At 43.8% G+C, this 13,471-nt stretch carries 13 protein-coding genes; 5 read left to right on the top strand and 8 right to left on the bottom strand.

From position 1 onward, the window contains the following. The first annotated feature begins 14 nt into the window (after nucleotides 1–14). Nucleotides 15–344 (top strand): YnfA family protein, encoded by a 330-nt coding sequence (locus tag AYW75_RS01620; protein ID WP_067094421.1) that lies wholly within the window; start codon nucleotides 15–17, stop codon nucleotides 342–344. Between the two features lie 58 nt (nucleotides 345–402). Here the strand turns inward: AYW75_RS01620 and AYW75_RS01615 are convergent, their stop codons facing one another. The 5 genes from AYW75_RS01615 to AYW75_RS01595 form a co-directional block, all read right to left on the bottom strand. Continuing rightward, nucleotides 403–906 carry a substrate-binding periplasmic protein gene (locus AYW75_RS01615; protein ID WP_067094419.1) on the bottom strand — a complete coding sequence of 168 codons (504 nt, stop codon included), beginning with the start codon at nucleotides 904–906 and terminating at the stop codon, nucleotides 403–405. Continuing rightward, nucleotides 890–1,156, bottom strand: a complete 267-nt coding sequence (locus tag AYW75_RS01610) for a type 2 periplasmic-binding domain-containing protein (RefSeq protein WP_067094416.1) — start codon at nucleotides 1,154–1,156, stop codon at nucleotides 890–892. The genes AYW75_RS01615 and AYW75_RS01610 overlap by 17 nt, the downstream gene beginning before the upstream one ends. Before the next feature lie 55 nt (nucleotides 1,157–1,211). Next, nucleotides 1,212–1,874 (bottom strand): LysE family translocator, encoded by a 663-nt coding sequence (locus AYW75_RS01605; RefSeq protein WP_067094413.1) that lies wholly within the window; start codon nucleotides 1,872–1,874, stop codon nucleotides 1,212–1,214. Nucleotides 1,875–1,940: 66 nt separating this feature from the next. Continuing rightward, nucleotides 1,941–2,735, bottom strand: a complete 795-nt coding sequence (locus AYW75_RS01600) for an AraC family transcriptional regulator (RefSeq protein WP_067094411.1) — start codon at nucleotides 2,733–2,735, stop codon at nucleotides 1,941–1,943. 146 nt (nucleotides 2,736–2,881) lie between these two features. Then, a complete protein-coding gene (locus AYW75_RS01595; RefSeq protein ID WP_067094409.1) occupies nucleotides 2,882–3,958 on the bottom strand; it encodes an alkene reductase in 1,077 nt (358 codons plus the stop codon). 259 nt (nucleotides 3,959–4,217) lie between these two features. Between AYW75_RS01595 and AYW75_RS01590 the strand changes: the two genes are divergently transcribed. The 4 genes from AYW75_RS01590 (at nucleotide 4,218) to AYW75_RS18860 (ending at nucleotide 7,770) form a co-directional block, all read left to right on the top strand. Further along, a complete protein-coding gene (locus AYW75_RS01590; RefSeq protein WP_067094406.1) occupies nucleotides 4,218–5,471 on the top strand; it encodes an MgtC/SapB family protein in 1,254 nt (417 codons plus the stop codon). Between the two features lie 52 nt (nucleotides 5,472–5,523). Continuing rightward, complete coding sequence (locus tag AYW75_RS18740; RefSeq protein ID WP_197478874.1) at nucleotides 5,524–5,931, top strand: DUF1294 domain-containing protein; 408 nt, start codon at nucleotides 5,524–5,526, stop codon at nucleotides 5,929–5,931. Nucleotides 5,932–6,318: 387 nt separating this feature from the next. Next, a complete protein-coding gene (locus AYW75_RS01580; RefSeq protein ID WP_067033204.1) occupies nucleotides 6,319–6,528 on the top strand; it encodes a cold-shock protein in 210 nt (69 codons plus the stop codon). 198 nt (nucleotides 6,529–6,726) lie between these two features. Continuing rightward, complete coding sequence (locus AYW75_RS18860) at nucleotides 6,727–7,770, top strand: N-acetylmuramoyl-L-alanine amidase-like domain-containing protein (protein WP_067094403.1); 1,044 nt, start codon at nucleotides 6,727–6,729, stop codon at nucleotides 7,768–7,770. Between the two features lie 67 nt (nucleotides 7,771–7,837). Here the strand turns inward: AYW75_RS18860 and AYW75_RS01570 are convergent, their stop codons facing one another. From AYW75_RS01570 to AYW75_RS01560, 3 genes are all read right to left on the bottom strand, one after another. Further along, entirely contained in the window at nucleotides 7,838–8,290 is a 453-nt protein-coding gene (locus tag AYW75_RS01570) for a PA2169 family four-helix-bundle protein (RefSeq protein ID WP_067094400.1), read from the bottom strand. 452 nt (nucleotides 8,291–8,742) lie between these two features. Next, nucleotides 8,743–10,476: a BCCT family transporter gene (locus AYW75_RS01565; RefSeq protein ID WP_067094397.1), complete on the bottom strand. Its 1,734-nt coding sequence runs from the start codon at nucleotides 10,474–10,476 to the stop codon at nucleotides 8,743–8,745. A 163-nt stretch (nucleotides 10,477–10,639) separates the two neighbouring features. Then, the gene (locus AYW75_RS01560; protein ID WP_067095029.1) at nucleotides 10,640–13,153 is read right to left on the bottom strand and encodes a CoA transferase; all 2,514 of its coding nucleotides are present in this window, start codon (nucleotides 13,151–13,153) and stop codon (nucleotides 10,640–10,642) included. Nucleotides 13,154–13,471 lie beyond the last annotated feature (318 nt).

The raw sequence follows: 13,471 nt of genomic DNA, 5'->3' as shown, positions 1-13,471 counted from the left end.
TACAAGGACCCACCATGCCGGAACTGAAAACGCTTGGACTGTTTTTACTGACGGCCCTGGCTGAAATCGTAGGCTGCTATTTGCCTTACTTATGGTTGCGCGAAGGCAAGCCCATTTGGTTATTGCTGCCTGCAGCTCTGAGTTTAATGCTGTTTGCGTGGTTGCTGACTTTGCACCCGACGGCGTCGGGCCGTGTTTATGCAGCATACGGCGGCGTGTATATTTTTGTCGCCATCTTATGGCTATGGACCGTCGATGGTATCCGGCCTTCCGTCTGGGACTTGATGGGGTCTGCGGTCGCGTTACTTGGTATGGCCATTATTATGTTTGCACCGAGAAGCTAATCTCAAAAAGCGATTACAACTCTAAAAATCACGCTTCAAGAACAGAATGTGGGTCTAGCTAGTGCTCCAATGCGCTCACATTGTATTTTTCAAGCAGCGCTTGATAACGACCATTTTCTTTAATTTTACTGAGCCCACGGTTAAAGTGGGCGATGATTTCTTCACGGTTTGGGTGTTGTTTAGAAAGCATCAATGACAATGCGTTATGAGCTAACTTTTTTTCGACAAAATCCAATTTACCGGCAAAGCGTTCAGGCTCGGTTTCGATCAAATACTCGACCATCCCTTGATCCCTTACCGTCATATCCACACGTTTCTTTATTACCATGTCTAATGCCTGTTTTTCTTCACCGACATACGTTTTATCTAGTGCGTCATATTGATCAAACTGCTCTTCGTTAACCGCATCTATTAACAGAACAAAGCTGTAAGGAATTAGGTCTTCTAGCTCTTGCCATTGAATGTCAGAGTTTTTTCTTTTAACCATGACGGCATGATTGATTAACAGCACATCACTAAACACAAACGTTTCACTACGCTCTTCGCTATACCCAAGCGGCAACAGCGTCCTTCCTTACAGCTTCAACCGATGCCATCGCTCTCGCCCAAGGCATGATAACGTAATCTATGGTTACATCTTCTTCTGCAAATGCTGACTTGATTAACTCAATGACGAGACCACCGCCCTCAATGTTAGCGGAGGTGTAAGGAGGCCATTCATTTGCAGTCAGAGAGACATGCATGTTTTCCGCCCATGAAAATGGAATCATTGCCGCCCAACATAAAATTAACCATTTACTGAAATTCATCATATATTTGCCTCTTATGCTAATCATGCCATAAAAATCCATTATGAAAGGCAAAAGATTAAGTCATCACAAAATTGATCATCACCAGTTGATATAAAATGGTAGCACCCAATAGAGTAAATACAATTCCGCACAACAGGTCGATGTATCGGCTTATTTTTCGAAGCCCACTTTGCATAGTGGGACGAGTCAGTAACCAAGCCAACATGGCAAACCATGTAAACGATAAGCCCCAAATAATGATCAAAGCTGCACTCTTACCTGCGGTAGACATCCCCATCGGAACCAAGCTCGACATGAGGCTAATAAAAAACACCAATGCTTTGGGATTCAATAAATTCGTCATAAGGCCACGACAAAACGCTAAACGCTTATTTGCCAGCATCATAGCGTTATCAGCCACTATTGAAGCAGAAGGCACACGCCAATGCTTCCACGTTACGAATAAAGCGCCTAATCCTAAATACAACAAGTAACTACCACCTGCACCCTTAAGCAGTGCAAAGAGTGTCGGATGTTGGTGAACAATATAACTCACCCCCGTCACGCTAAATATCGCATGCGTCAAAATGCCCAAAGATAAGCCTAGAGCAATATAAATCCCTGTTTGACGCCCAAAACGTGTGGCATTTTGTACGACTAAGGCAAAGTCAGGGCCTGGACTCATTAGAGCAATAAAATGCACCGTCGCCAGAGTGATAAGAATAGATACTTCGTTCATATAGGTCCTCCATTGCAGAAGACTGTATCACTTCAATAAAAGCGCTCGCTTGTAAAAAACGAACAGCTAACGCACTTGCGAAGGTGTGAGACCAAAGGTTTGTTTGAAAGATTTGCTAAAATGCGCTTGATCATAAAAGCCAACTTGGTGCGCTACCTCGGTGCTCGATAAGTTGGTCTTTAATAGCTTCATGGCCTGCTCTAGACGTAAACGTGTGAACCACGCATAGGGCGTCATACCAACCGAGGCTTTGAAGTGTCGTTGAAACTGAGTCGGCGTCAACTGACACAATTCGGCCAATTGATGAAGATGTACGGAATCAGCTAGGTGCGCCATTAAAAAATCACGTAACATATCCAGTGTTACTCGCCCAATACGCCTTTCTTCTAATCGCTTAGTTTGCCCATATTTAGAGACAACCGCCGAAAAGCTTTCATAAGGCAAACAATCCTGCGCCAATTGACTCAGCTCACCTGAACGCAGTGCAAGATGGGTGCGTCTAAGCAAGGTGAAGACGTTAGAGTCGTTTAAAACAATACTTTTGAAACCTAATCCTGAACGGATACTTGATTCACTCAAGAAGTGATCGAACCATTCTGGCTCAATCGAAAACACATGCGAATGATAACCTGAATGAGCCATAGATCGACCGTCGTGTAACGTATCAGGTGGCATCACGACTACGTCGCCGGGGCCAACATGATATCGCTCTCCCGCACATACAAACTGTTGTTGGCCTTTTGTAATAAGGCCAAAGTGATAATCAAGATGATAATGTCGTTCAAATTCAAACGACTGATATTGCCCCGAAATCAAACTAATCGCACGATCTGGTGAACTGAAATGCTGCACGCTGTCCATAAGCCCTCCTCACGCCATAGCATAGATGACACTGAGTTCCATTGTCTTGTAAAAAATAGACAATCTAGACCTTACTCAGTTTGAACGCTTTCACGCCAGTTCAGACCTAAAAAAACCGCTAGCGGCGGTTTTTTTTGAATCCTCGATTATGCATTCATAAAGGGATAATCGGTGTAACCTTCGGCACCATCCGTATAAAACGTCTCAGGGTTAGGTTCATTCAGCGGCGCGCTGATTTTCGCGCGTTCAACAAAGTCAGGGTTCGCCAATATGGCCTTACCAAACGCGACACTGTCGGCTTGATGATCAGCAATGGTTTGGCCAGCTTCTTCAACACTGTATGCCATGTTAACCATCAGATGACCTTGGTAGGTATTGCGCGCCACACTGACAACATCGGCATGTTGCTGATCAAAAAAGTCCGCACGCATTACGTGCAGGTAGGCCAGATCGTAACCATTTAAGAGATTCGCAAGGTAGCGCATCCATTCAACCGGATCACTGTCGCGCATACTATTAAAACTGTTGAGCGGTGACAGGCGTAAGCCAACACGTCCTGCACCCATTACCTCCGTAACTGCGTCGAGTATCTCCCGTAGAAAACGAGTACGATTTTCCAAAGAACCACCATAGATATCTTCGCGTTGATTGGCGCTGTCACGTAAAAACTGGTCAATCAGATAACCATTGGCGCCGTGAATCTCGACACCATCAAAGCCTGCCTCGCGGGCGTTAATCGCGCCTTGGCGGAAGTCTTCTACAACCTGTTGAATCTCTTCCACTGTTAATGCACGTGGTACGGTATACGGCTTTTTCCCCTCCGGCGTGTGGGTGACGTCGTCAATCGCAATGGCACTGGGCGCCACGGCCTCACGTCCATTGTTAAACAGTGGATGTGCAGCGCGTCCTGCATGCCAAATTTGCATAAAAATGCGACCATCGGCTTTATGAACCGCGTCAGTGGTTAGCTTCCAACCGTCAATTTGATCTTGATGGTAGATACCAGGATCGTGACCAAAAGCGGAGGTACCTTCAGATACCATGGTGCATTCCGAAATCAACAGCCCAGCGCTGGCACGTTGAGCGTAGTATTCGGCCATCAGCTCATTGGGTTGATGATTGATCGCACGAGTACGCGTTAGAGGCGCCATGATCACTCGATTAGGCAACTCTAATATACCTAGCTTAACTGGGGTGAACAGCGCAGTGTTTGATAAAGACATTCTTTACTCCAAATCGTCGAGTATTCATTATGATGAATACGATATGAGGCAGTAGAGCGGCACTTCAATCTTTAGCACGTTTTTTACTGATAATTTGACTATTCGGTCAGCCCTTGTAACAACCCCACTCAGCTCTGCCTATCTTTAATCAGGCTCTCATTATTTTAACTGGGTTTCAGCACCGTTTTTCATATCTTGTGTTACGCTTTTAGAATGACGGTAAAAGCCGTTCCTTCAATAAAAACAATAGGATGGTGCTATGCAGTTTAGTGAATCTTCCATTGTATTGCTGGCGATTGCCTTATCTTTGGGGCTGCTAATTGGCGTTGAACGTGGCTTTAAATACCGCGACCAAAAAGAAGGCTCACGCGTTGCTGGTCTGCGAACTTACGGCTTAATCTCTCTCTTAGGGGCGGTCTCCGCCATGCTTTCCGAGAGTCTTGGTAGTTATTTACTTGGCGTTTTTTTTGCCGCATTGGCTTTTGCTCTGACTGCGTCTTACGTCGTAAACAGCACTCGTGAGCGCGCCTCGCTAACCTCTTTGATTGCTTCGCTTCTAGCGTTTTGTTATGGCGCAATGGTTATGCTGGGGTATGTCGTGGAGGCCTCTTCACTTGCAGTTATTACAACGCTACTGCTCAGTTTAAAAGGCGAACTACACCGCTGGTTATGGCTGATTGAAAAGAAAGAACTGTGGGCAGCGTTGGAGCTATTGCTGATTTCAGTGGTGATTTTGTCAGTCATCCCAAATGAAGACATGGGGCCTTGGGATGCGCTGAATCCCTATGAAATCTGGTGGATGGTAGTACTCATTTCCAGCATTTCGTTTGTCAGTTACTTTGCCATGAAATTTGCCGGAGCACGCAAAGGCATCATGGCCACTGCGTTGTTTGCAGGCTTTGCATCGTCTACCGCTTTAACGTTGCAATTTTCTCGAATGGCTAAACAAGTCCCTGCTGCATCCCCATTGTTGGCGGCTGGTGTTTTGTTTGCATGCGGGACCATGTACCCACGCGTCCTGCTGGTTGCAAGTGTTATTAACCCTGACTTACTGATGCCATTAGCCATACCAACGCTGACCATGGCAGCACTCACCTACTTGCCAGCCTTTTGGCTCTGGTATCGAGGTAATCAATCCGTTCCTGAAGACATCGCACCACCTGCCTCCCCTCTTTCTATGTGGTCAGCATTGGGGTTTGGTCTATTACTTACCGCCATTTTGCTACTTAGTAGCGGCCTTCAAGCCACACTAGGAGACACTGGTATCTTAATATTAGCGGCCGCTTCAGGTGTCGCCGATGTCGATCCAATTAACTTATCTCTATCAGGAATGAGCCGTGAAAACCTTGCGCTAGAAACAGCCGTACTGGGTATCGTCATCGCGGCATCTGTCAATGGCCTGCTTAAAGCCGGTTTAACCGTCGGTATTGGAGGAAAAGCCATGTTGATTCGCGCCAGCATCCCGTTGATGATCGCCAGCGCAGTGGGACTCTTATTAGCACTTGTTATTTAATGCGTTCGAAGACACGCTACGCTTTACTTTTCAACTCATTAAGGACACAAGCTTGCCACCGATTTATGCGAAATGGCTTTCCATAAGCACCCTATTGAGCCTGACGTTCGGCGCTCTGAACTTAATTACTGCGATTTGGTTAAATCGACAAATAACGTTATTTGTCGAGCTTAAGCCCCTGTATATGTGGTTGCTGATTAGTTTTGCTGTCTCACAGAATGTATTTCTTATGCCGCTGCTTTACTGGTATGACAAACGTCAATCTAAACTACGAAATAAAGAGCGTATTCCTGAGCTTGTATTACATATTTTCGCCTTATTAGGCGGCGGTTTAGGTGCGTTGTATGGTCAAACCCACTTTCGCCATAAAACGCAAAAGACAATATTTAAGGCAACCGCTTGGTTAGGCATTATTGTCATCGGCGTTGTTGGGTATCTTGCTGCAAAATCTTACGCATAGATTCATCAACTGAATATTTTTTTAAAATTTCATCATTTTGTCTTTTTTTGTTGTCAATGTAGAACTGTGGTCAGTGTGCCAAAGGTATTGCGATGTCAGAATGATGAAGCGTCGTGAAAACTTTGCAGAGCATTCACTTCGTATCCTTTAACGGGGCACTTTGGAGAAAATCACAATTATTTTAGCGAGAAATGAAAATAACCTTTGACATGATTAACGATTGATCATATATTTATCGCAGCTAGAAAGTTTGCGTTTTTTACATCCTCGTTACGTCGCGTTATTAGTAGTAGTCCTTCGTCTTGTAAGATCTAAAATATTGTCTTTTTTTCCGCTACATCCGCCATTTAATGGCACTTATTATTTTTTATCTACAGGATATACATTATGTCTAATAAAACGACTGGTACAGTAAAATGGTTTAACGAAACTAAAGGCTTCGGTTTCATTCAACAAGAAAACGGTCCTGACGTATTCGCTCACTTCCGTGCAATCGAAGGCTCTGGCTTCAAAACTTTGACTGAAGGTCAAAAAGTTGAGTTCGTTGTAACTCAAGGCCAAAAAGGCCCTCAAGCTGAGAACATCGTTGCTCTTTAATTTTTAATTAAAGTAGCACAATAAAAGAGGCGATACCGCAAGGTATCGCCTCTTTTTTGTTTTTCTCGTTCACGTTCCTTGCCATATCACACCATTCCAGCCGCATTGATAAAATACGACCTATAAAAGTTCACTACTAGTGTTCTGTATGATTCTGATGCACACTAATTTAAATATAGCGCTACCTAAGGCTCGTTTATGCTTCCTCCTATATTGAAACATTCAGCGACTATCATCTTCACATCGATCGCACTGCATGTCTCTCATAGTTACGCACAAGCTGATTTTCTAGGCCTGATCGACAGCATGCACAACACAAAGATGAGTACTGCTAGCCGCATGGAAGTAATCAGCGCTAGCCTCATGAATAAGCCTTATGTCGATGGTAACCTTGGCGAAGGCAAGATAGGTCGATATGACCAAGATCCATTATTTCGATTTGATGTGTTTGATTGCACAACCTATGTAGAAACGGTACTCGCTGGCGCCTTATCAAGCCATTCACGAGACTTTCCTCAGCATATGCAGAAGATCCGTTATCAACAAGGTATTGTCTCATTTGTCACACGCAACCACTTTACCAGTACAGATTGGATCCCCAACAATCAATGGTTACTGACAGATATTACAGCAACGGTTGGACAAGGCTTTGAACTCTCCGCAGAAACCATAATCGATAAAAAAGCATGGTATCGAGCCATGTCAGAAGACCGACTCCAAGGATTATCGGCTACGGTCAATAAACAAAGATTACTAGATGACTTACATCGGGAAAGCCAACCATTCTCCCCTGAGTCAGTAAAAACACCTTATATTCCACTTACAGCTTTGTTCGTTGCGCAGCGTGCGACGACTGCAGGCATTGCTCAACGTAAACAAGCCGCGCTTTCCATTCAATCAGATTCATTACTGGACGAAAAAGGTCGACAAAAGGCATGGCACCAGTTAGCAATTAAGTCATACATAGAAGACGCCTATCTTAATCAGGCACTGCTTAATCGTATCCCTTCTGGGAGCATTATCAGCATGGTCAGACCCAATTACGATGTGAAGCAGTGGATTGGCACAAACCTTAATGTGACACATCAATCCATTGCGATTAGAAAGAATGGTCAACTGTACTTACGCCACGCCAGCCAGTTGCGACGAAAAGTAGTAGACGAGCGTTTTACCGACTACTTTAGCAAGTACCTAATTAACTCTTCTCTTAAAGGGTTTAATATTCAACGGCCTACTTTTTAGACACAAAAAAGCCACGCTCTAGGGAAAGTGTGGCTTCTAATCTTTAACTATTGAAAATAATTAAAGATTAATGAGTAATGCCTTTTTTCAACATACGCATTTCGTCATGGCACTCTTTCATACGCGTGTGAACGCGACGAAGAGTCACCTCACAATCTGGCGCTTGGTCTTTATCCAGAGCCGTACTGATTTCGGCTAAGACTTTGTCTTCAACCTCTTCAAGTTGATCGACATAGTTTGTTTCTGTAGAAGTGCTTGAAACCTTATCAACAAGGTTCGTGTACGCTTTACGCGCTTCCGTCATGGTGTCAGAGCCGTTTTCCAGATCACCTGTTTCGGCTACCGCAAACTTTTGAAGATCCGCGACGGCCTCTTGTTTAGCGTCAATCATGCGGTTAAAAAAGCCTGTGTACTCTGCGCTGTCGACTTTCCCTTTCGCTTCTTGATAAAACTCGATACCGCTGTTCATGACTTTAATAATGTCTGAAATATGGTTAACCTCTGGTGTTGCTTGCAACATGGTTGCCTCCTTGGTTATTTATCGTTTAATTCGTTTTGCATGAAGCGTTTCGTTCATCCGTACATGTAGAATTGAAGACTAAGCGTTTTTATTCAACACCCAAGCAGACAATTTATGGCCATTGCACCTTTGCTCCGATTTTTAAGCACATGAGGTCCACCTTTGCACTCTATCGTGACATTTTACTACCAATAGTCATGCCCTTAAGAAATAGAAAAAGCTTTTAGGTTTAGCGGTATTTATATTGTTTGCTAGAAAATGCTATTAGGCGGGAAAGTGTCGAAGGTAACATCTAGATTAAAAATCTTATCTTAGACCTTTATGCTTATGTAGGAAGTGGACATAGAACAATGTTTAACTAAGTTAAGTTCCTCGCCAATAGGTAGAGTATTAGCGAGGAACTTCTCTTAATTCGACAAAGCGTCGAAACAGATACGTGGATGCAACCCTTCTTAAGAAAGGTCAGCTATTTCTCTTTCCACTATTTTTCGGACTTGCTCCTCATCCGCAACAAAGTTTTCACTGTCTTTGCGTAACGACTTAACTAGCCCAAACATCATCGCAATGATGACAAACGTGAAAGGTAAAGCACCCGCGATTGAAGCCGCTTGCAAGGCTTTCAATGCTTCATTACCGCCCATTAGCAGAATCATCAGAGTAACCACACCCAATAAAGTACCCCAAAGAATACGCTGCTGGATTGGAGGACGACGACCAAATGACAACAGTCGACCTAATACCAATGTGCCTGAATCTGCCGCAGTTACAAAAAACACAACCACAACAACCAATGCACAAACTTTAGCGATCGTCGCAGCAACACCAGGCGTTAATACTTCAAAAGCAGTAAACAAGGTACCTGCATAGTCCCAGTTGTTTACCGAGGTGTTGTAAATGCTCATATCAGATCCATATATCGATGCATGGATACCTGCTGAACCAATAACACTAAACCACACTAAGGAGACAAGTGTTGGGATAAACACAACTCCCATAACAAACTCTCGAATAGTACGGCCGCGAGAAATACGTGCGATGAACATGCCCACAAATGCAGACCATGCAATCCACCACCCCCAATAGAAGATAGTCCAACCACCCTGCCAAGTTTGTTCGTCACTGCTTCGTGCCGTCCAAAGCGTCATAGAAAGCGATTGAGATGCGTAGTCACCTAACGTAGTCAAACTGTTTGCAATAAGGTAGTTACCATTCGATGCAATTAGAAAATACAAGATAATCGCAATACAGATGTAACTATTAAATTGAGACAGCATGTTAATGCCTTTGGCAACACCACTGGTGGCAGACAAGGTCGCAATTAAGGTAATAAATACAATGGATAAAACGGTTACCATGGTGGATCTTTCGGCCAAAACGTTTAGCGAAATAAGTCCAGAGCTAATCTGCTCTACACCCAAGCCCAGCGTGGTGGCAATACCGAAGATGGTACCAAAAACGGCCAAGATATCGACAGCGTGACCAATGGGTCCATAGATTCTATTTCCAATCAATGGATAAAGCGCAGAACGAATGGAAAGAGGCAGACCTTTACGAAAAGAGAAATACGCCAACGACAAGCCAACGATTGCGTACATTGACCAAGCAACAGCCCCCCAATGGAATACGGTCAAAGTTAGACCGCCGACGGCCGCTTCAGCGACTAAATCATTAGGAATAGGAAAGCCCACATCGCCTGGTTGTAAGCCTGCCGCAAGCGCCACTTGTTTAGCTTCAAAAAAACCACTCACAGCTGCTTTCACTTCGGTACTCATGAAAGGGTTACCACCGCTCCAGCCGCTAGCAAAGTGTATCATCGGTTCGGACATGGAGAAGAACAACATGCCAGCACCCGTACCACAGCCAAAAAGCATAGAAAACCATGCAAAGTTTGAAAACTCAGGTCTTTCGTTATCTCTACCTAATCGAATTGCACCAACTTTACTCACCATTAACGTTGCACAAACAACGAAAGCAAGCAGCATGACAAGAATGTAATACCATCCTAACGTTTCTTCTATCCAACTTTTCAGACCTATGAACTGCTGGCTGGCTAATTCACCGAGCAAAACAGTATAGAGAATAAACACTACAACCATAACTAAAGCTGTTATACCTAGGGTTGTATTAAGCCCTTTTAATATTCCCCGCTGGGAAATGAGGGCATCGATTTCTTTATCTTTTAGCATTGGTAACCTCTTTATTTTTTTTATTGTCGCCACGTCATCCTATTAATCTAAAATAGATATAACAAACTAGAAAAATGGGGTCTCTACATAATGATATTAATGGCTCACACATCATGAGCGATCAAATTCCTCCTGCTGACATACCCTTTAATCTTTGTTTAACCTAACTGGGCAAATATTCTTTAGCCCAGCCTAAGCTGGCAATATTAGCCTCGATCATGGTCTCTATTTCAGACTCACTGTAGCCAACACTGGCTAAGATCTCTTTGGTTGAATGCCCGAACTTTTCCGTGGGTGCAATGGCTCGAATGGCCGCTCTTTCAGGGCGAATAGAATAGTGGTCAATTTGAGTAAAGCAGTGACCACTAGGATGATCTGGATAAACGGAGAACGCATAGCTACCAAAATGCGTACCTACTTCACCATCATGAATACGACCGTAATCATGACGCAGTGTTTCAATCGAATTTGGCTCAGCGACCGCTATATCAGCCCCTCTTAACAAGTTTAGCCAATGCAATGTTGCGGCCTGCTTGAAGGCATGTTTTAAGTACTCGTGCAGATCTGGTGTGTCACCAAGTTCGGCTAAGCCTTCTAATGATTTTAATTTATCAAACTCGTTATGGTCTGAATCAAGGAAAATCCAACCATCCATTGTTTCATAAAAATGCGATAGAGGATGGTTGCCTAATACTTCACGACCCGAGGCCTCGTCGAATGGACCTCTCCCTTCGTAATCAAACATAAATGGAATTTGCGCCATATTAGTGACGGCAGATAAAGAGGTTCTCACTCGGCTGACTTGACCAGTGACCAATTGATGGTACATCGAAAGCGCCATCCCCATACCAGCAGCAAAGCCACAGTTAACATCTAACGTTCCAACATGAGCATGTTCTTCTGGGGTATCACTGCCACCAAAACGCATCATGATGCCGCTATTGGCCTGAATAATATCATCATAGCCAATGTAATCAGTTTTAGGTCCTCTCAACGGACCACCGAAGCAATCCAAACGACAAAACAATACGTTCGGATTGATCTCAAGTAAGCTTTGTGAATCAAGACCAAGCGCTTCAAGCTGACGCTCAGGCGCATTAATAAGCACTAAATCGACGGATTGTACAAGTCGATTAAATACTTCTCGGCCTTTTTCCGTCATGATATTCACCAGTGCTTTCTTTTTGCCCATATCAGTTTGAAAACTGTACAGGCATCCAATTAATGGATCATAAAGCGGTTTAACAGGATCAAGCTTAATAACTTCAGCGCCGAATCTTCCTAAAAATGCAGCCGAATGTGGCCCAGCAATCACATTAGTCAGATCAAGCACTTTTTTACCATCTAACCAGCCTTTTTCCCCAGGCTGATTCGCTTCACTTCTTCGCGGTAAATCCTGTGTAAGCGGTGATCTGACAGTGCATAAGGTGTCTAATGCCGTGTCAAAGTCGACAAACCGTCTGGCCTTCGCCTGCATAAAAGCAGAGGCATTATGTTCAAACCAAACTAACGGCCCTGGCTGCTTCATCAAACCATATTCTGGGTCATCAACTTCAATGATTAAACCAGCTTGGTTCGTATGTTCGTCGCGTAACCATTCTTTGGTAGTACGCTGTGAAGCTCCTGGAATGCCTGTTTCGCCAAAGATACGATCCCATTCACCAGCAGGCTTGGTAAGAAAGGCTTTCTTCATTTTCTCGGAAATAACTCTGGCCCATTTAGGTGGGAGAGGATAAACACCGAGTGACGTTTCGCCTTCCCACTCATGAATAGGCGCATGTAGATCATCGACTTCAGGAAACTCCTCAGCCATTAACTCGTCATAAATACCTAGAACTTGAAGCGCACGTTTTGCATGGTTGCGATGAGAGGGGCAAACACAGTAAAACTTTCTTTCGTCAGCACAGTCATAAGTACGAAAAAAAGGATCTAAGTATTCTTGTAGATCTTCATACGATAGATTCATGTCAATACTACACGTATGGCGGTGTTCAATTTCACGTTCACGCATCGTCTTATAGCGTTCAGGTAAACCATCAATCACATAAGAGTTGTAAGAAAGCCCTTCCATTAAAGCCGCTGCCACAGGGACTTCTATATGGTCGCCATGGCCATGATGAGCCCGTTCATACAAGGCCATTATGGCAGAGCTTGCAGCAAGTGAAATTGCATAGGAAGAACCCAGTGGAACCGGTGAGAAACTAGGTTCAATCCCCATAAGTACACGATTAAACCCCATATCCGTAAAGGAGCCAGACGTAGCAGCTATAATCGCTTCTGTTGCTTTCCATTCTCTTCTTAACATGTCATTACTGGCAAAGCCTGGTATTGATAAAGTAATCAGCTCAGGGCGCTTGGTTCTTAATTCTTCGAAATCAACACCTAGTCTCGCCAAAACACCAGGACGAAAGTTCTCGATAACAATGTCGGCTTGATCAATCAGCTGTAATGCTTGACTTAGTCCCTTGGAGGATTTTAGATCAATGTTTATGCATTGTTTATTGCGATTTAGCACTGCGTTGGCAGGACTTACCCACTGGGGGCCTTGTGGTGGGTCAATATGAATCACTGTTGCGCCAAGGTCGGCAAGCACCATTGCAACAGCGGGAGCAGCAATTTGTTGTCCAAAGTCCACGACTCGAACACCAATAAGAGGTAGTTGATTGTTATTATTCATCTCTATTGATCCTGTGTAAAAAGCGTCTTTCAAATAAATGAAGGAAGCCAGTACGTATTGTATTGAATTATTTTTGGTATCAAGACAAAGCCAATTAGTAAGTACTGCGAAGATCAGCACAGGGCGCATACTAGAATTGCCCCAAAGCGGCTACTAGCAATAAAAACAAGACCAATGGGTGGATTTTTTTTATATCAAAAAAGCGTAAAAACGCTTAAAAAACATAAACAACTGATAAATATAGAAATATTGATTTTAGGGTGGCGGGGCGCAACAACACCCATAAAAATACTTAACTCTTAGGGTGATTTTTTATTG

Source organism: Marinomonas atlantica, assembly GCF_001639725.1.
Taxonomy (GTDB): domain Bacteria; phylum Pseudomonadota; class Gammaproteobacteria; order Pseudomonadales; family Marinomonadaceae; genus Marinomonas; species Marinomonas atlantica.
The sequence above is the reverse complement of the archived record's forward strand: the minus strand, read 5'-3'. Positions and strand labels throughout refer to the sequence as shown.